Annotated in this window: 4 protein-coding genes and 2 pseudogenes; 4 read left to right on the forward strand and 2 right to left on the reverse strand. The window is 70.6% G+C overall.

What is annotated here, in order from left to right:
• Window positions 1-31 precede the first annotated feature (31 nt).
• Window positions 32-7,111, forward strand: a pseudogene (locus AC2CHE_RS20890) (toxin glutamine deamidase domain-containing protein); the annotation flags it as partial.
• Window positions 7,112-10,057: 2,946 nt separating this feature from the next.
• On the opposite strand, the gene AC2CHE_RS20895 reads toward AC2CHE_RS20890, so the two are convergent.
• Complete coding sequence (locus tag AC2CHE_RS20895; RefSeq protein WP_484506570.1) at window positions 10,058-10,795, reverse strand: hypothetical protein; 738 nt, start codon at window positions 10,793-10,795, stop codon at window positions 10,058-10,060.
• Window positions 10,796-11,038: 243 nt separating this feature from the next.
• On the opposite strand from AC2CHE_RS20895, the pseudogene AC2CHE_RS20900 reads away from it, so the two are divergent.
• A pseudogene (locus tag AC2CHE_RS20900) lies at window positions 11,039-17,947 on the forward strand (toxin glutamine deamidase domain-containing protein); the annotation flags it as partial.
• A 32-nt stretch (window positions 17,948-17,979) separates the two neighbouring features.
• Window positions 17,980-18,822, forward strand: a complete 843-nt coding sequence (locus tag AC2CHE_RS20905; protein WP_484506567.1) for a DUF6406 domain-containing protein — start codon at window positions 17,980-17,982, stop codon at window positions 18,820-18,822.
• A 17-nt stretch (window positions 18,823-18,839) separates the two neighbouring features.
• Here AC2CHE_RS20905 and AC2CHE_RS20910 read toward each other — a convergent pair whose 3' ends face one another.
• Window positions 18,840-19,382 (reverse strand): hypothetical protein, encoded by a 543-nt coding sequence (locus AC2CHE_RS20910; RefSeq protein ID WP_484506568.1) that lies wholly within the window; start codon window positions 19,380-19,382, stop codon window positions 18,840-18,842.
• A 68-nt stretch (window positions 19,383-19,450) separates the two neighbouring features.
• Here AC2CHE_RS20910 and AC2CHE_RS20915 point away from each other — a divergent pair, with 68 nt between their 5' ends.
• Window positions 19,451-19,702 carry an SCO4848 family membrane protein gene (locus tag AC2CHE_RS20915; RefSeq protein ID WP_484506569.1) on the forward strand — a complete coding sequence of 84 codons (252 nt, stop codon included), beginning with the start codon at window positions 19,451-19,453 and terminating at the stop codon, window positions 19,700-19,702.
• Window positions 19,703-20,347 lie beyond the last annotated feature (645 nt).

Here is a 20,347-nt window from a genome sequence, read left to right on the forward strand (position 1 = left end):
CGGGCCGACATCGGACTGAGGGGCTTCAGGGGTGGCGATAGTCAATCCCAGGAACTCGCTGGGCGAGTACGCGTGGGTCTGGGACGCCATCTGCTGGGCGAGCGCCGGAGAGGCGTGGCCCAGCGGCGACGAGGACCGGATGCGGGAGTTGGCCGACGCGTGGCAGGCGTTGGCCGATGCGGTCGGCGAAACGCTTGGCCAGGCCGATCCCGCGGTCATGAGGATCCTACAGAGCTGGGGCGGCGGTGCCGGCGAGGCATTCGGGGGATTGTGGAACCAGATCGGTGTGGACCCGAACACCGGCCTGCCACTGATTCAGGAGATCTCCGCCGCGTACGCCGCCGGCTGTGACCAGGCCGCCCAGGAGATCGAGTACGCGAAGCTGACCGTGCTGATCGCGGTCATCATCACCGTCATCGCGGTCTTTGTCGCGCTCCTGATGGCCTGGTTGGGCGGGGTGTCCGCCGGCGCCATTCCCGGCATCCTGGCTGGCGGTAGGCAGGCGGTGACGATCGCCTTCCGGCGGTTGGTTGCTCAGATGGGTCGGCAACTGTTGACCCGGGCGGGAATGCGAGCCGCGCTGCGGATGGCCGGCACACGGCTCGGCCAGATGGCCAGCAGCCAGGGTTTCCGGCGGGGCCTCAATCACCTCGGCCGTGAGTTGGTGGAGGAGATCGGCGAGGAACTGATCATCGACGTCGGTGCCCAGGCGTACCAGATGCGCACCGGCGAGCGGCGGCAGTGGGACGGCAACCGGACCCTGACGGCCGGCGTGGGTGGTGGCTACGGCGCGGTACTCGGCACCGGCATGAACTGGGCCGGCCGACGAGCGGCACCCCGCATGCCTTTCTCGTTCAGCCCTTCCCAGCTCTCCTTCCGAGGCAGCGGCGTGGTCCGCTGGGGCAGCACGAGCCTCGCGTCCGGTGCTCAGAACGCCGTCATCTCGCCGGCTGCCAGTGTGCTCGCCAACGGCACGATCAACGGGCAGTGGGCCATGCCGGGAGCCAACGCCTTTCTGGGTGGCTTCACCAGTGGCGCCGGCCGCACCGGCGCGACCCTCGCCGGCGGTGCCACCGGCAATCTGGGCGCGCGGATCACCAACTGGGGCCTCGGCAAGTTGGGGATCGACGTCGCGCCGAATGCCGGCCCGGTTGGCGGGGTCGACCCGGGCGTCGGTGTCGGAGGTGCAAACGGCCTCGGCGACCTGGGCGGAGGTGTCAACGGCGCGGGCTCCGGCTCGACGGGCGGTGGCTCCACGTCAGGTGCCGGTGCCAGCATGGGAGCGGCATCGAAGGAGGGCTCGGCGGCTGCCTCCGGTGGCGACACCGGGGCGGGCGTCGGTGGTTCCGGCACGGATGGTGCCGGCAGTTCCAGTGGCGCGGGCGGTACCTCGGGGACCGGCACGACCTACATGGGCGGTGGCGCGGCCCAGAACGGTGCCGGTACGGTCCCCGACAGCGGAGCGGGCTCGATCAGCCTGGCGCCTCCGTCGGCGGACGGTTCGGTGGCGCCGACGAACGATGGTTCCGGTGCACCGGTGGTGGACGGCGGTGTACCGACCGGGGACACGGCCACGGTCGCCGACCCGTCGCGAGTCGATGGCTCTACCGGGATCCCGGTGGCTGTGCCCGGCGACGTGGCTGCCACGACGCCGGACGACACTCCGGCAGTCAGCGACGGCGTCGGGGATGGCGGCACCGCCACCAACGACCAGAAAGGCGGGCCGGAAGGCCGGAGTGCGCCGGTCGCCGAATCACCTGGCGCCGACCGGACAAGCACGGGTACCAACACCGACACCAGCGTGAGCGACCGGACAACGACCGCAGCGACGATTCGGGCCGACGGTGGACTGGTCACGGACGCACCGTCGGACGTGACTGCCGCGCCGCCCAGCGACGGCTCTACCCAGTCCGGTGCAACGGTGACCGACAGCCCGGTGCGAGCCCTCACCGACGCCGGGTCGGTCGACGCGCCAAGTCCTTCCGTCAACGCGGACGCACCACCTGCAGTGCTGCCGGGTACGCCTGCCGCAGCCCCGGTAACGGCGTCGCCCACCGCTCCGACGGTAGGGACAGCTCCCGGTACCCCCGCGCCCACGGGCCCGACCACCACGACGAACCCGGCGCCCGCCGGTGGCACACCCGTCACGACCGGCCAGCAGGTGGCGAACACCTCGAGCGCCTCGACACCGACCACGAGCAGTACACCGACCACGAGCACCCAGCAGCCCTCCGGCAACACCGCCACGCAACCGACGCCCGGCCGGGGCACGCCGGCCGGACCGGTAGTCAATCCGACAGCGGCGAACACGGCAGGCTCGATCTCCCTCGCACCAGCCGCTGGTCCGAACACGACCAACCCGGCTCAGCCTGCCGGACCCACCCAGCAGGTCAGGCCCACCCAGCAGCCGGCAACACCGGCTCAGCAGACCCCGGCCCAACAGACTCCGTCCAGCGTTCGGCCGGACACGACGCCTGTGCCAGCCGAGCCGTCCGCTCCGACGGTGCCCGCACAGACGGCGGGCACCGAGCCGACGACGTCCCCTGTCGACGCCACTCACCCCGCCGGCACGGACACCGCCGCGTACCCGAACCCTGAGCGGACCGACCAGGCGCAGCAGAGCACCGACGGTCCGGTGGTGATCCCGGTGCCGACCAGCAGCGGCACCCTCCAGAGCGGGCCGACGAACCCCGGTCCCGAGACCGCGACCGGCCCGGTCGACCCGCAGACCCTCAAACGCGCCGAAGGGCAGACCGGGCGCGGTACCCACAGCTGGCAGCTGGCTCCGACCTCGGTCGACGGTGATCCGAACGGCCCCGAAGCCGAGCGCGCGTTGATCGAGGCGTCACGGACACTGGCCGAGACCGTCCGGCGAGAGGTGAAGGCCGCCTCGGTCTCCAAGAGCAAGCAACCCGGCATGGCCGGTGCACTGCTGATGCCCAACGGCGAGATCACGACGCACACCAGCATGACCGCGGACAAGGCAACGAAACCGCCCACACAGCCCCGGGTGCACCCGCTCGCGCAGGCTGCCCTGGACCAAATAGCGGCGAGACTTGTCGACGGAGTAGGCGGCGGGCACGGTAAGTGTGCCGAGGTAGCCCTGGTGTCCGATCAGCTCTATGTACTGGAACAGCAATGGCAGAACACGGGGGAGCCCGGCACCTTCGAGCAGTACGCCCTGGACGCGCTGCAGGGTGCCAAGATCGTCACGCACCAGGTCAGGCCGGCTAGATCTGGCGGGGTCACGTACGAGCTTGGGCATTACCGGCCGCCGTGCCGATCGTGCGCGCACTTCCTGCCGGCGTTCAATATCGAACCGATCACCGACCCGGATCGGGACGTCAATGTTTATCAGCCGTCCGTACCTGGTGTAATTGGCAACGGGCTCCCGCTGAGCGACGGCCGGCCGTACGGGCAGCCAGAGGGTCTGCTGCCGCCCGATCCAGCCGACCAGGCTGCGCTCGATGCAGCCGTTCCTCGGGATCCGGCCACCGGTCGACCCGCCGTGCACCCGGATCCACGGCTCGGCTCGTGGGCCGGGCTGCTCAACGATGGCGGACCGACCGTCCCAGGTCGCGACGCGAACTGCGCCGACGTTGGGCTCTCCGTACTGTCTGCGTGGTACGGACGGCCCGACGTGGCGGCGGCGACAGTCCCTTCAGCCGAGGTGGAGCGGGCTAGCACCGCCCGACAGGAACAGGCACTAGGGTCCAGTTTCGGACACAACGGCAGTGGCTCTCCCGCCTTGGATGCGGTCGCCGAGGCTCTTCGTGCGGCTGGTCCCGGGGCTGCTGCCCTCATCATCGGCCAGTGGCCGGGCGGTAGTGGCCGTGCCCATACCTGGAACGCCGTGAACCACAACGGCACAATCATCTGGGTTGACGGGCAGCGTGGTGTGGTTTCCGACGTCGCCCCGCTCTACGCCGGTGAGGTAGATGGCGTCTGGTCGATCGTGCTGGATGCCGAGGGTGATCCGGTCAGTGACGCCGTGCCCGAATTCAGCGTGCCGGCACCGGTCCCGCCGGCCTCGACCGCTGACGTGCCGACGGACAGTCGGAACCAGAACACCACCCCGACCGGCCGGCCCGGCGCCGCCGCCGACCCGAGTGACTCGGATGTGACACCGGGCGGCCCGAAACCCGCGAACGATCCTGCCCCGATCCCCGCGAACGATCCCGGCCCGGGCACCGAGAGCGTGCCGCAGGCGAACGCCGATGGAAACCCAGCTCCGGCTGTCTGGCCGGACATGCAGGGCTGGCCGATGCCCGACACGCGGCAGTTCGGGCCGGAGCAGTTGGCACCACTGGAGGACCCGCAGTATCAGGACGATGTCGAGGACAGCCTGCGGACGCCGGATGGCTACCAGGTCTACGCCGACCCTTCGACCCATCCGTACGGTCAGCTGATCAACGACGGCGGGCCGGATCAGCCCGGTCGGGCCAACAACTGTGTCGACACCATCCTCGCGGCGCTGGCCGGCTTCTACGGCGATCCGCAGGTTTCGTACCCGCGGTGGCCGGACCGGCTCGACGACGGCACCGTCGACGCGGCGCTCGGTGAACTGGACGGCTTCGGCCGGATCGAAAGTTGGCTCGGCGGCGAGTGGACCGGCGACAACGACGCCCTACCGGGTACGCCCGCCGAGCGGTCGGCCGCGCTGGCTGACCAGTTCGAGCAGCTCTACCAGCGTGTTCGTGACGCCGGCCCGGGCGCGGCGGCGGTCGTCGCCGTCGACTGGACCCAGTTCGACGAGAACTCCGGCGACCCGCTGCTCGATGCCGAGGGCAACACGCAGCCGGCCGGTGAGCACGTCTTTCTGCTCGTCTATCCCGAGGGCGCGGACGGGCCGGTGTGGTGGGATCCCCAGTTCGGCAGCACCACCACCGATCCGCTGCCCGGCGACTATGTTGGACTGACGCACAACCTGTGGTCGATGGAGGTGCAGCCCGCCCATGCCGATGAGCAGGGAGGAAGCCCGGCAACTGATGACCACGCTGCTGGGGACCGACAACCCGGTAGCGGTGTTCCCGTTCGAGTTCGGCTGGGCGGCCCAGGAGACGCTCTCCCCGCAGCAGCGGACGCAGGGCCGGCAACTGGGCCAGGGGGTCTTCATCATCGACCAGACGGGAGTGGTGACCGTGCATCCCAGCCTGCCACCACCGTTGATCATGAAACGGTACGCGGCGGCCCGACGGGAGGGCCGGATCACCGGCCGGCAGGTCTGGCCGGCCCCGAACCCGGCGGACTGAGCGATACTGACGCCACACCCGACAGTCTCTATCTGAACGGGCTGCCGGACACCGACCAGGCCACTCTGCTCGACGCCCTGACCGAGGCGCAGACCGATGCCGACCAGATCGTCGCCGACCTGCACAGCCTCCACGCCGAGGTGAACGCGCAACTCGGGCTGACCGGCGCGGACGCGCTCAGCACACTCGGCGAGCAGCACCGCGTCAAGAGCGCCGAGTCCCTGGCCCGCAAGTTCCGCACCGAGCTGGAGCCACTCGGGTACGACATCGGTTCGGCGCTGGACACCGTCAACGACGTGGTGCGGTTCTCGGTGCGGGGACCGGAGTCCGAGGCGTACGGGCCGGCGGTGGGTGCGCTCCTCGCCTCGTTGGAGGCCCAGGGCTACCAGGTCACCGACCTGAAGAACTTCTGGCACGCCGGTAACCGCTTCTTCGGCCTGAACTGCACGCTCACCGCACCGTCCGGGCGTACCTTCGAGTTGCAGTTCCCGACCGACACCAGCTACAACGTCGGCAAGCAGACCCATGACCAGTACGAGGTGATGCGTGACCCGGCGCAGTCGCCGGCCGCCCGCGTACACGCGTTCCTCGACATCCTGGCCGTCAACAAGGCCGACGGGATCGCGGCGAGCATGCCGGGGGGCATGGACAGCGCCCGGTTCGACACGCCGAAGGACACCAGCTTCGCCAAGTGGATGGCGTCGCCCCGGCAGGCGAGTATCCGGGAGTCGTACCTCGACTGGCTCGGACAGCAGGGCCTGACGTTCGCCGACGTGCTCGCCGCGCGAGGATTGGCCGCGTCCGACCTGCCGGGTCTGGACCCTGACCTGATGGGGGGCGTGCATGGCGCCGCTGACGTTCGGCTACTTCCTCCTCCGGAGACCGGAGGATCCGGGCGGCCCGCCGGTAAACCTGATCGCGGAGGCGGACAGCACCGGGCCGACCCAGGCGGTGATCTGGGATCGGCCGAAGCGAGCGTGGACGTTCCGGCCCGACGTGGCAGCGGCAATCCTGTGGGCGAATCCGGAACGCCACGAGATCCAGCAGGTCGACCGAGCGACGGCCGAGCGCCAGGTGGCGCACTTCGCGACGGTGCCGCTGCCGACGGAGGACGAGCTGACGGAGATCTGCCGCTCGGGGGGCTGACCGCAGACGTCCCAGGTGCTCAGAACGGTCCGGAAGTGCTGGGCGACGCCGGCCCAGGTTCGCCGGAGGCACCAGGGGTTCCGTCGTCGGTGCCGCTCGACACCGACCACGGGTTGGCGCAGACCCGGCGGCTCGGGCCGGGTGAGCTGGCACCGTTGGAGGACCCGGGTTACCAGTGGGACGTCGAGCAGAGCCTGCGTACGGCGGATGGGTACGTCCTGTTCGCGGACCCCTCCACCCACCCGTACGGACAACTGGTCAACGACGGCGGTCCGAGCCAGCCGGGGCGGGCCAACAACTGCCTGGAATCCGCACTCTCGGCGCTGTCCAGCTTCCTCGGGGACCCCCGGGTGTCCTTCCCCCGCTGGCCGGACATCCGCCCGGACGGTTCGATCGAAACCGTCACCGGCGAGGCGAGTGGGCTGGACCGTGCCGAGGAATGGCTCGGCGTCGACTGGTCCGGCGGGTCGGAGGGGCTGCCCACGACCCCGGCCGAGCACGCGGCGGCGGTCGCCGAGCAGTACTCGCAGCTTCATCAGCGTGTCGCGGCGGCCGGTCCGGGTTCGTCGGCCCTCGTCGTGGCCGAATGGGTCAGGACGGATTCCCGCACGGGTGAACTCGTCCTCGACCGAGGGCAGGTGCAGGTTCAGGACTCACACGCCTTCGTCGTGGTGTTTCCGGAGGGTGCCGACGGGCCGGTCTGGTGGGATCCGCAACGAGGGACGACGTGGCCGCAGCCCCCGGCCGCGTACCTGTCGCAGACGTATGCGCTGTGGTCGATGGAGACCATGGCGGAAAGGGTTTCGGATGACGGAGGACGAGGCGCTGACGCTGATCAGACGCCTGCTGGGCACGGCGAACGAGATCGAGCTGCATCCGTTCGAGTTCGGCTGGCTGGCGAAGGAGCAGCTGTCACCACCGGAACGGGCGGAGGGCAGACAACTGGGCCACGGGAGCTACATCATCGACCGGACGGGAGTGATCACAGTCCAGATGAGTCTGCCGGTACCGCTGCTGATCACGGAGTACACGCAGGCCCGCCGAGAGGGCCGGATGACGGGTCGACAGGTCTGGCCGACGGAGGAGTCGACGGCCTGACACCGCCGGTCGGAACGGCCGGGGACGCCGCGCCATCAGGTGTGGACGGTCCGCCGCTGCCGCCGGTCGACTCCGGGTCCGCAGCCGACCCTGACGGCCCCGACCTGCGGCGTGCGGCAGCCGGTACGACCTTCGGTGGCGCGCTGCTCGACGCCGACCCGGGGCGCACCTCGATCGCCGTCGAGGCGGCCCTCACCACCGGGCCGCTGCCGGACGGGGCCAGTGCCGATCCGGCCGCCGCCACAGTCACCCTGAACACCCTCGACGGTCCCTATCCGGTACGCGTCGAGTTGACCCCGGCCACAGCGGACGCGTCGGTCGCGCCGGTGGCCGCCATCCGCTACACCACCGACGGGGCCGTCGTACAGGTGTCGACGAGCGCCCACCCGGATCACGTCCGGCGGGCGGTGGCGGCGGCGCTCGCCGAAGTGGACACGCTCGCCCAGCAACGGGCCGAAGGACTGCGGTTGGACGCCACCACCGCACTCGCCGAGGGCGCCCGACCGGAGGGCGACGGCACCCGCGTGCCGACCGCGCGTGACATCGGCCGGCTGGCCGAGCTGCGGGTGGTGCTCGCCGACAGCTCCGCTGCCACCGATCCGGGAACCGCCGGTCAACTCCGCGCCGAGGCGCTGAGCCTGCTCGTCGCCTCCGGCCTCCTCGAACAGGAACCGGCGCACCTCGTGCACGGGCTCGGCAGCAACACGCCGGTCGTCGGGCCGGAGGCGGCCCGCGCCCGCCTCGACTTGATCCATCATCACCTGGGCCCGCTCGCCGCCGAGGTGGAAAGCCTGATCGGGCTCGCGCAGAGCGACGGGCAGCAGCTCGTGGCGGACATCAGGGCGGCCCAGTCGGCCGTCCGCGCCGAGGCGCGCGCCTGGGCGCAACAGGCCACCGAGCTGCGTGACCAGGCCGACCTCGCGTTGACCGCCAGGGCGGACGCCACCCTGGGCGTGGCCCCCGACCACGTCTTCGACCGGCTCGTCATCGGTGGTGGCTGGGCCGCGACCGCCGACTTCGTCACCATGGGGGCCGCTGCGGACGCCGGTCACGGCCTGCCGCCGGTGCTCTGCATCTCGCAGGGACACGACCCGTGGGCGGAACGCCAGGCGCTGTTGATGGGACAGATCCCGTCGGAGCTGGAGCTGCCCGGCCTGCCGTTCCAGCCGGGCGACCTGGCGGAGGAGGGCACCCAGTTCACTCCCTCCGACGTCTTCGCCGACGCGGTGGGCGCGGCGCGGGCGCTCTCGGGCATGCCGACCTACCAGGGCACCGCCACCTCGATCACCCCCCGCCCGGCCGACGCCGCCGGCTGGCCCGACGGCGCCAACTTCCGGGTGACCGTCAACGGCCGGGACATCTACACCACCTCCGTCGACATCGCCAGCGGGCCGGGACCGTCCCGGGTACCGAGCGTGTCGGCCGACGTCACCGGCAGCTACGTCGACCCGACCACCGGCTACCGGGTCGACCGCTCCGGCAGCGCAGCGCTGTTTCAGGATCCGGACGGCAACCCGATCGCGCCGGAGAGCCTGCCGCCGCCCGTCCGGGCCGTGCTCGGTGGTCCCGGCACCAGTCGGTCGGATCTGCCGCTGCTGGCGGATCTGACCGGGCGACCCACCGATCCGCTGGTGGTCGACCCGACGTCCGGCTACGCCGTGGACGTCACCACCGGCCAGGTTCTCGACCCGGACGGTACGCGGGTGGATGCCGGTGCCGTGCCGGCCGAGGTCGGGGCCCGGCTGGGCTTCGCCCCGGACGGGTCCTTCAGTGATCCCCGGCCGTCCGTCCCGCCGGTCGACTTCGGTGGGCAGAACCTCGCCGATGCCTACCGCCCCGGTGACCGGGTGCTGGTCTTCGGCGCGGGCGCCTCCGGCGCGTGGGACATCGAGCAGGCAGTGGCGTCGCCCGCCGCGAGCGTCGACTGGTCGGCTCGGGCGATGGACCCGCCGCCCGACCAGCTCACCGGTGATCCGACCCAGGACGCGGAGGCGCGCCTGCGGCACAGCTTCGGTGGCGGCTACAACCGGCGGAACACGCTGCCCGATATCGGTGCCTACGCCGACACGGTGCAGAACCAGGTCGAACGCTCACTGCGGGAGATCGTCAGCCTCCGGCACACCGTCGAGGGTGGCTTCCTGGTGGAGTTCACCGACGGCAGCCGACAGACGTACGACCGGGTGGTGCTCTCGATCGGCCAGGCGGCCGAGTTCCCGGGAGGTGTCGCCGGCCTGCTGCCCGATCTCGACCTCGCCCCCATCGAAGGGCCGGCGACCGATCCGCTAGGCGTAGCCGACGTGCTGGGCCTTCACGACGGCAGTGGTCAGCTACGCGTTCTCGGAGCGGCAAGTGTGGCTGGCCCAGTGCTCGGCAGGGTCGACGAGACGGTGTTGGATGCGATCCGCCGCCAGGCCGGGGCTCTGCCGGCTGACTCTCGGGGTATCGCGCCCAGTATCCGGTTCCATGCTCAACGGATCGCCGAGGCCAACCGGCCGACGTCGCCGCCGGCCACACCAGGTGACGGTCCGACCACATCCGGTTTCCCGTTCGGGTCGGACGCCTCAGACCTCCTCCCAACCGACGCCGAGCCAGCGCCATCCCCATTGGACGTCGAGCCAGGGCAGGGCTCCGTACCTGGCGATCAGTTCCTCCCCGAGCGGGGGCATCTCGACGGACATGGGCTTGCCGTCGACGTCCTGTCCGTGGCCCCGGGCGGTGACGTCGACGGGATTGCGTCGCAGGTCGACGTAGCGCAGAGCGGGAAGGTTGCCGGTGGCGGCCAGGGCCTCGGCCCCGGCCCGACCGATGTCGCAGCGCGCCAGACCCAACCAGCGGAGCCGACACAGGTGCGGCGAGTTGACGAGGATGGCGAGCCCGTCGTCGCCGATCGGGTTGCCCCGCAGGTCGAGGGCGACCAGGCGGTCGAGGTAGCCGACCTGGGCGACGTCCGACATGAGTCCGGTGGCCTCGACCAGGACCAGGTGGCGGACGGGATGGCGCGCCCAGATCTCTCCGCCGTGGTCGACGAAGGTGCGGGCCGTCATGGTGACGGACTCGATCAGACCGTTGCGGATCCGCCAGTCGATGAGAAGGTGGTCGACGCCGGCGGCGAGCCGCTGGCGAACCCGCCGGTGCAGGAGCATCGCCTCCCGGGTGTTGCGGACTCCGTCGAGGTCGAGGCGGATCAGCTCGGCGTGCTCGGGGTCGGTGGCCTCGATGGTGTCGGCGTAGCGTCGCCGCAGGTCGAGGTCGTCGGGATGGGCGAGAATGGCGGCGTAGAGGTCGGCGGACGTGGCCATGACGGCAGCGTATCGACGGATGGCGCGCTCACCACCACCCCGGCCCCGTCATTGCCGGAGAGCCGCCGGTTCGGCCCGGGTGAGCTGGCGCCGCTGGAGGATCCAGGCTTCCAGGACGATCTCGCGGCGAGCCTTGAGACCCCGCAGGGGTACGCGATCTTCGCGGACCCGTCGACCCACCCGTACGGGCGACTGGTCAACGACGGCGGGCCGGAGCAGGCTGGCCGCTCCAACAACTGCATCGACTCGTCGCTGGCGGCACTGGCCAGCTTCCACGGCAACCCGCAGGTGTCGGTGCCGCGATGGGCGGACCGGTTCGACGACGGCTCGATCGACCGCGTCACCGGCGAGCGAGGCGGGCCGGAGCGCGCCGAAGCGTGGATCGGCGGGCAGTGGATCGGCGGTCCCGGCAGCCTGCCGACGGACCCGTCCGCCCGTACGGACGCGGTCGCCGCCCAGTACGCGGATCTCTACCGGCAGGTGGCGAGCGCCGGCCCGGGAGCGTCGGCGCTGGTGGTGGCGGACTGGCTGCTCCTCGATGCTGCCGGAAACGTCGTGCTCGACGACGCTGGCCGGCCCGAGGTCGACAGCTCGCACGCCTTCGTGATCGTCTTCCCGGCTGGCGTCGACGCGCCGGTGTGGTGGGATCCGCAGACCGGGACGACGTCGATGGAGATGCCGGCCGCCGATGTGCGGGAAACCCGCGCCCTCTGGGCGATGATGGTGCCTGACGGAGAGGGGCGAGTTGACCGAGGACGAGGCGCTGACGCTGATCAGCCGACTGCTGCGGACCGGGAATCCGATCACGCTTCGGGAGTTCGAGTTCGGCTGGCTGGCCCGGGAGAGACTCTCGGAGCAGGAGCGGGCCTCGGGGATGCACGTGGGTCAGGGCAGCTACATCATCGACCGGTCGGGAGTGATCACAGTGCACTCCAGCCTGCCGCCGCGCCGGATGATGGAGGAGTACGCGCAGGCGCGACGCGAGGGCAGGATCAAGGGTCGGCAGGTATGGCCCGAGGCGGACCCGACCGCCTGACGCAACCGGACGACACGGCTGGGGACGTCGGGCGCACCGGCCCGGGTGACCCTCCGGGACCGGGCACTGCCGGCCCCGCGACCGCTGCCGACGGGCCCGATCTGCGGCGGGCTGCCGCCGGTACCACCTTCGGTGGCGCGCTGCTCGTCGCCGACGCGGGGCGTACCTCGGCCGCCGTGGACGCCGCACTGACGGCGGATCCATTGCCCAGCGGGGCGAGTGTCGACCCGGGCGTCGGCACCATCACCCTGGATACGCTCGACGGTCCCTACCGGGTACGCATCGAGCTGACCGACCCTCCGGCGGACGCGCCGCTCGTGCCCGTCGCCACCATCCAGTACGCCGTCGATGGCGCCGTGGTGCGGGTGTCGACCGGAGCACACCCGGATCATGTCCGCCGCGCGGTGGTCGCAACTCTCACCGAAGTGGACACCGTTGCGCAGGATCGGGCCGCCGGGTTGCGGCTCGACGCGACCACGGCCCTCGCCGAGGGGGCCCGGCCGGAGGCCGGCGGCGTCCGGATCGTCACCGCTCGGGACGTCGCGGAGGCCAACCGCGGCGTCCCGCCCACTCGGCCGCCCGAGGACGGCGGCTCTGCACCGCTGGACTGGCCGTCAGACCTGGTCCCAGGGGACGACGCCGAGCAGCGCCCAGCCCCACTGAATGTCGAGCCACGGCAGCGGGCCGTAACGCTCGATCAGCTCCTGCCCGAGCGGGGGCATCTCGACCCAGACGGGCGATCCGTCGATGTGCTCCCCGTGGCCCTGAGCGGTGACCTCAACGAGGTTGCGTCGCATATCGACGTACCGCAGCGCGGGCAGCGTGCGGGTGGCGGCGAGGGCCTCGGCCCCGGCCGAGCCGATGCCGCAGCGGGCCAGGCCCAACCAGCGCAGCCGGCGCAGGTGCGGGGAGTCGACGAGCGCGGCGAGCCCCAAGTCGCCGATCGGGTTTCCGTGCAGGTCGAGGGCGACCAGGCGGTCGAGGCAGGCGACCTGGGCGACCTCGGTCATGAGTCCGGCGGCCTCGACCAGGACCAGGTGGCGGACGGGATGGTGGGCCCAGACCTCGTCGCCGTGGTCGACGAAGGTGCGGGCGGTCATGGTGACCGACTCGATCAGGCCGTTACGCAACTGCCAGGTGTTGAGCAGGTGGGTGACCGGCTCGGCGAGCCGGGGGCGGATGCGCCGGTGCAGGTACACCGACTCCCGGGTGCCGTAGGACCTGGCCAGGTAGAGACGGATCAGCTCGGCGCGTTCCGGGTCGGTGGCCTCGATGGCGTCGGCGTAACGCCACCGCAGGTCGAGGTCGTCGGGGTCGGCGAGAATGGCGGCGTAGAGGTCGGCGGACGTGGCCATGACGCCAGCGTATCGACGGGTGACTCGATAACTGCCGGTGCCGTTCCGGGCTCCACCTTCCATGGTCTGGGCCGCCCGGTCGCCGACCCGGCGGCGGTGCTGGATCTGGCCCGGTCCGTGCTGCCGCAGGTGGCGCCGTACGCCCAGGTGGACGCGGTGGTGGCGGTCGGGCCGGAGCTGTTCGAGATCCGCTCCGCCGGGCAGCACCCACTGACCGTACGGCTGACCAGTGGACCGTTGACCGACGGCCTGGTGGCCCGGTCGCACCGCGACCCGGACGGCACTTTCACCGTCACCGTGTCCGACCGGGCCGTCGACCAGGTGGTGGCACGGGCGCTCGCGCACGAGGTCGCCGAGCTGGCGGCGCTGCACGAGTCCGGCCGGGCGCTGGTCGGCCCGCTGGACCCGGGTAACGTCCAGGGGCCGATCGACCCGGCCGGACTGACCGCCCACGACCGGGGTCGGATGGCGGAGATCCGGCTGCTCGCCGCCACGTACGCCGCCGACCCGGCCGCCCGACCGGCCGTGCGCGCCGAGATCGACGCTCTCGCCGGTCATCTTGGCGTGCGGGTCGGCGATCCGGACGTCCGGTCGCGGTGGGCGCTGCTACCTCGGGACGTGCTGGCGCACCTGATGCAGCTCAGCGTGCCGTCGATCACGCCTGACGCGGTCTCCACGGTGCTGGCCGGTGCCGCCACCCTCACCGAGGTCGAGCGGATCAGGATGATCGACTACCGGGCCCGGCTGGCGCCGGACTTCCAGGTTCCGCAACAGGCGGAGCTGGACGCCCGGCTGCGGGAACTGGCGACCGCGGCCGAACACGCACAGTCCGGCATGCCGCGGATGGCCGCCTTCGCCGGGCAGATCGTCGGCATCCCGCAGGCACAGCTCGGCCGGATCCGGGCGGTGGATCCGCAACTCGCCGACCGGCTCGCCACCGAGGGCATCTACGTCGACCTGACCGGTCGCTACGACCTGCGCCCGTACATGGTGCCGAGCGTGCCCGCCGTCGACCTCGGTGCCGCCCGCCCGGCGTTCGACCTGACCACCGAGGCCGGGCGGCGCGCCCAACTGCACGAGGATCGGCAGCGGGCCCGGGCGGCGCTGCGCGGTCTCCGCGGTGACCAGGCAGCTACCCTGCTCACCGGGCACGACTTCCACTACCAGGGAACCGCCAGGTGGATGGGGCTGGTGCCGGACGTCCTGACCGAGGCGCTGCGCAGCATCACCCCGGCACCGACGGCCACCGTGGAGGACTCCCCGGTGCAGCAGGTGCCCGGAGAGATCCGGGTCGCGGCCGACCGGGTGACCCTGCCACCAAAGTCGGCTGACCAGCCGGGCCCGGTCTACGGGCCGGCGTTGGATGCCCGTACCGGGCAACCGCCGCCGTTGTTCGACGGGTCGCCGAAGCGGGAGGACGTGCAGCAGGGTGCGCTCGGCGACTGCGGCATGATCGCCGTGATCGGTTCGGTCGCCGGTCAACTGCCGGACACCGTCGCGCAGATGTTCCACCTGAACCCGGACGGCTCGGTCGACGTGCTGCTGCACGAGACCAGTGGACCCGACCGCGTGATCACACCGACCGGCCGACAGTTGCGGGTGACCGTCCTCCCGGACGTGCCGTTGCACCCCAACTCGAATGGTCACAGCGCGTACGCCGATCAGTCCGTGGTCGGGGCGTCCTGGGCGTCGCTGCTGGAGAAGGCGATCGCGGCGATCGACCGTACCTGGACCCAGCAGCGCCACGACCAGTGGCAGCAGCAGTGGACCGCCCGACCGGGCGTGGACGCCGCGCAGGCCGCCCCGCTCGGCTACGCCCGGCTGGACAACGGCAGCAGCCGACTGGTGCAGGCGGAATTGCTCAGCCAGCTCACCGGGCTGCCGACCGGAGTCAGTGAACTGGACCCGACACCCGGCCGGGAGGCTGACGCCGAGGCACGACTGGCGGGCCTGCTCGCCGCCGGTAGCCCACTGATCACCGGCACCCGGCCAGCCAGCGCCTACGCTGCCCAGCCGGGCGGCAAGCCACCGTACGGGCTGGTCGCGGGGCACGCGTACGAGATCGTGTCGGTGGTGAACGGCGAGGTGCAGCTGCGCAACCCGTGGAACTCCCGCCACCCGGCACCGATGCCACTGCGCGCCTTCCTCGACCTGATGAGCCCCTGGTACGCCCACGTCGAGCCGGCACGCAGCATGGTGGCCGCGTTGCCCGGCTCGGAGTTCCACGGCCAGGGCCGGCCTGCCGCCGACGCCCCGGCCGTGCTGGACCGGACTCGGACGGTGCTACCCGCCCTGGCGGCGACGATCGGCGCGGACCAGATCGTGGCGGTCGGCCCCGACGCGTTCGAGCTGCGTGCGCCCGGACTGGAGCCGCTGCGCGTCCGGGTCACCGCCGCCGCGCTCGCCAGCGGCGTCGTGGCGCAGACCGTCCGCAACCTGGACGGCACCTTCACCCTGACGGTCTCCGATCGTGCCTCGGATCTGGCGGCCGACCGCGCGGTGGCGCACGAGGCCGCCGAACTGCTGGCCCGGCACGAGTCCGGGATCGCCCAGGTCGGGCTCTTCGATCAGGGCGCGGCGGAGGGGCCGATCGATCCCGCCGGCCTCTCGGTCCGTGACCGGGGCCGGTTGGCCGAGTTGCGCCTGATGGCCGCCGGGTACGCGCAGGCCGACCCCGCCGCCCAGCTCGCCCTGCGAGCCGAGATCGACACCCTGGTCGACCGGCTGGGCCTCCGCTGGGGTACGCCCGACGCAGCGGCCCGGCTCGCGGTCCTCCCGGCCGATGTGTGGAGCCAGGTGATGCAGCTGAGCCTGCCGGTGATCACACCGGAGGCGGTGGCCGGTGCCCTGGCCGTCAACCCCAACCAGACGATGGTCGAGCGCTTCCGCGCGATCGACTACCGCAGCCGGCTCGCCCCCGACTTCCAGCCGCCTCCCGCCGCCGACCTGGCCGCCAAGCTACGCGCACTGGCCGTGCACGGGGAGCAGAGCCAGTCCTCGCTGCCCCGAATGCCCGCCCTGGCCGGGCAGCTGATCGGCCTGCCGCCGAACCTGCTCGACCAGGTCCGCCGAGTCGACCCACAACTCGCCGACCGGCTCGCCACCGAGGGCATCTACGTCGACCTGACCGGCCGCTTCGACCTGCGTCCGTACACCCTCGAAGGTGCTCCGGAGTTCAACCTGGAGAGGTCGGCCCCCGCATACGACCTGAACACTCCGGCCGGCCGAAACGCGCTGCTAAACGAGGACCGCAGCCGGGTCCGCGCCGCCTTCGGCGCGGCGTACGGATCGAATCCCGCGGCCGTCTCGATTCTGAGCACACATGACTTCCAATATGTGTCCGATGCGAGAGTGATGGCACTGGTCCCGAATGCGTTGACCGACGCGCTGCGGATGCTGATGCCGCCCGAACCGGAGGTCGAGGTCACACCGTCCGTGACATCCGGCGAAGTGGCCCTCGACGCCAACTGGGTCACCCTGCCGGACCCGGATCCGGAGCACCCCGTGCAATACGGTCGCGCGCTGGATGTCCGCACGGGGCTGCCTGCTCCTCTTTTTGATGGACCACCGCGCCGGGAGCAGGTGCGGCAGGGCTTGCTCGGCGACTGCGGAATTCTCGCCACCGTGGCTGCCGTCGCCGCTTATCGACCCGACGCGTTGAGTCAACTGTTCCAATCGAAGGTGGATGGCACAGTCGATGTCCTGCTCCACGAGAGTTCCCTCCGCGGAGATGCGTCAAGCCCTACCGGCCGGCGCCTCCGCATCACCGTGCAGCCGGATGTTCCCCTGTTGGCGATGGCACCGGGTCGATCCGCCTACGCGGACCAGTCATTCAACGGAACAAGTTGGGCGGCCGTCCTCGAGAAGGCGGTAGCGGCTCTTGACCAGAGCTGGACCACCGAGCGCCGCGAGGCTTGGCAGCGTGGCTGGACCATCTGGCAAAGTAAGGACGACCCGCATCGAGCAGCCCCAGCCGGCTATGCCCGCTTGGATGTCGGCAGCAACGCCCAAATGCAAGCGGAGCTTATGACGCAGCTGACAGGCGTGCCGAGTCGCGTTTCGATCTTTAACACTTCGATCGGGCGGGAAAACTCGGTGGCGCTGCGCCTTGAGGCTCTGATTGCTGCTGGGAGCCCAGTGATAGTCGGTACGGATGCCGAGGAGAACTACCCACCGGAGATCCGGGAGCAACTCCCCTACGGACTTCATCACGGGCACGCGTACGAGGTGTTGGCAGTGACCGACGGACGAGTCCATCTCCGAAATCCGTGGAACCAGGACCATCCCGTCCCTGTACCGATCCGGGGATTCCTGAATCTTATGGTGACCGAGTACGCGCACCTGGATGTCGACTCCACAGCGCTGTCCTCACCGGCGCGCGGGGCTGGTCCACCAGCGACGCCGTCGGGATCGCTGCCGTCCGCGACTGCCAACGTTACGGACGAAGCCACGCCGCAGGCCGCTAAAGCCGATCAACATCCTGGCCCACGACGTACCTTTGGGCGCACCTACCTGGATAGTGATGAGACCAGTGTCGGTTACTTCGCGCTACTCGACCTCGACGGTACGGTGAACGGCCTGCTTGTGATGGTCAGCAGGGGAGACGAGCAGCGAACGACCCAATGGGGCATCGACGGAGGCCGGTCCGGTGCCGGCGGGTACCTGCCAGTCGGTCGAATCGAGGCCGAACGGATTGCTCGGCAGGTACTTGATTTCGACCTGCCTGATGAGCACACACTGCGCGACATGATTGGTGGCTGACGATGCCAACGACAGGACAGGGGGAAGAGCACTTGCGCTCCTTCACCGCTATTGCGTCGATCCGCAACAACGTTCCGGTCGACGTGGGACAGGCTCGCTTAGCGGTTCGATGGGTAGCCGTGGGACCACACGTCAACGCCGAGATGATTGTGATGCCCCACTGGAGCGAGGACTCCTCGCACCATGAGGTAACTCTTGGCGAGACCTTCCCGGTGGGCGACGAGACCTGGCGCTTCGCGGATCTGGACATGGTCAGTGCGGACGAGTGGAAGGTCACCGTCCGGCGGGTGGACGCCAACGAGGTGCTGGATCCACCCACCGGGCGGCTCTGGAAGCAGGCCCGGCTGCGACCGTACGGGGCGCTTGATGAGGCACAGGTTCAGTCACTGGAAGCTGCGCTGGAAGTCCAGTTGCCGCCGAGCTATCGCGACTGGCTGCGCCGGAACAACGGGGCACAGCCGGAGGTGGAGCATCACATCCCCGGCGTGCCGTTCAGTCTCTTGCCGGAGCGGCCCCTGTTCGGGGTGCATCCTGAGTACCCGCCGTTCGACCTGGTGCACGCTCAGCGCGTACACCGGGATCCCTGGCTGCCGCCGAGCTGGCTGGTTATCGCTAACCCTTCCGGCGGGCTCCTGGTCATCTCGACGCAGTCGAGTGACGGGAGCATCTACTTCGTGCACGAGATGGATCTGGTCGGGCCTCCCGGCCTCCCGGCCTCGGCTGCCCGGGAACGAAAGCTGCAAGGGGTGGCTCGATCGATGGGCTACCTCGTCGGCCGGCTGACCCCGGTAGAACTCGACGACCTGCCCGCGGCGCAGATGATGCCGCCGGGGACCTTCACTGACCCTCGCAACTACGAGGGCGGGCAGCAGTAGCCGAGCAAAAGTGCGGTTCAGCCGAGCCGGGCGAGCATGCCCGCGTACGCGTCGCGGACCGCGGTGAGGCGGTCGCGCCGGAACCGGCCGGGTTCACGCTGGTGCAGTTGCCGGCCGCGATCGGTGGTAAAGGCGGTCGCCGGGACGACGGCCCCGTCCGGTGGGATGAACTTGCCGACCTCGTCAAGGGCGGCCACGGCCCGGGTCAGCGCGGCTCGCGCTCGCTGACCGGCCTCGCCGCCCCCCGGGTCGGCCGGCACCTGACCGGCGTACGCGTCGGAGACCAGCAGCCATTCCCCCGGGTCGAGCAACTGGGAGGGTTCGTCGCCGCCGTAACGGAACCCGACGCCGGCCGACGATGTCGCCGGCGGTAGCCGGAAGAGGAACTCCCGTTCCTGGCCGCATCCGACGCAGGCGCCCGTGTAGCGGCTGGCCAGGTCACCGTCGTCGAGCGCTACCACCGCGCTCTGCCGGGGAAAACGCGTCTCCCCGCAGCTGCAGGGGTGCAGATCCATGTAGAGGTGCGCCTCCGCGTTGGTGCGGCTCCGCAGGGGGGTCATGCGACCCACCGTACCGATCGGAGGCTTTCGCCGACGTCCCGGTCCGGCCGCTGGCATACTCGCCGACCATGGTGCTGTCACGCGGCTGGGCAGTGTTCCTCACCGGCGTGGGGATATGGACCTGGGTGATCTGGCCGAGGTTTGCGCTGGCCATCTGGAACGACCCGAGGTCGTGGGCGAGCGGGGTCGTCGGGTCCTGGCCGGCGACCGCCTTCCTGTGGGTGCACGCACTGCTCATCGCGGCGTCGTTGGCTATCGGCACGGCTGTGGGGCTGCTGGGCCTTCGCGGGTGGCGGACGTCCCGACGCGGTACGCCTTGAGCCGCCGTCCATGCACCGGTCGGCTGACTCAATTGGCGTATGGAGGGTGGGCTGACGCGCACCGGGGGCCGAGGCTCAACGAGTGTGACGGGGACCGCTCCACGCCGATTTGACGATCAATCCGCCGGGCGCGTAACTTTCTCCCTGCCAACGCGGAACGGGCAAACAGGGTGAAAATCCTGAGGGCCTGATTCGGACGGCACCGGGTTCGCGCGGACAACGTCCGCTGTGGACTCGGCCGGGTGGGGCTCGACCGGGCCGCCTAGGGGCGGATTTGGTGGGGCGGAACCGACCGGGTAAGGTTTACGACCGGCAGGGAACCGGGCGAGCGTGCGGGCAACCGCAGCGGCCGGCCTGCCAAATCCGAAGAACGAGTCAGGCGGGTGACCGCTGCGCTCGATCGCGGGTGCCGAACCACCTGAAGCGTGACGGACCGGGACAACCTGGTTTGACTCGCCGCAGACGGTGAGGTAACGTAGTAAAAGTGCCCGCTGCGGTTGTGGTGGGTGTGGTGCCCCGGATGGTGGCCCCTGTTGGGGGTTGTTTGATGGTGTGTGGTTGTTCTTTGAGAACTCAACAGGGTGTTTGATAAGCCAGTGCCAAGTTTTGCTCATGGCCTTTGTGGTTGTGGGTTTTGGCAGCATT

Source organism: Micromonospora sp. ATLC16 (assembly GCF_057196645.1).

Bases quoted from the DNA above. Each gene is read 5' to 3' on its own strand.
- AC2CHE_RS20895 (WP_484506570.1), bottom strand. From the start codon at position 10,795: ATGGCCACGTCCGCCGACCTCTACGCCGCCATTCTCGCCCATCCCGAC.
- AC2CHE_RS20910 (WP_484506568.1), bottom strand. From the start codon at position 19,382: ATGACCCCCCTGCGGAGCCGCACCAACGCGGAGGCGCACCTCTACATG.
- AC2CHE_RS20915 (WP_484506569.1), top strand. From the start codon at position 19,451: ATGGTGCTGTCACGCGGCTGGGCAGTGTTCCTCACCGGCGTGGGGATA.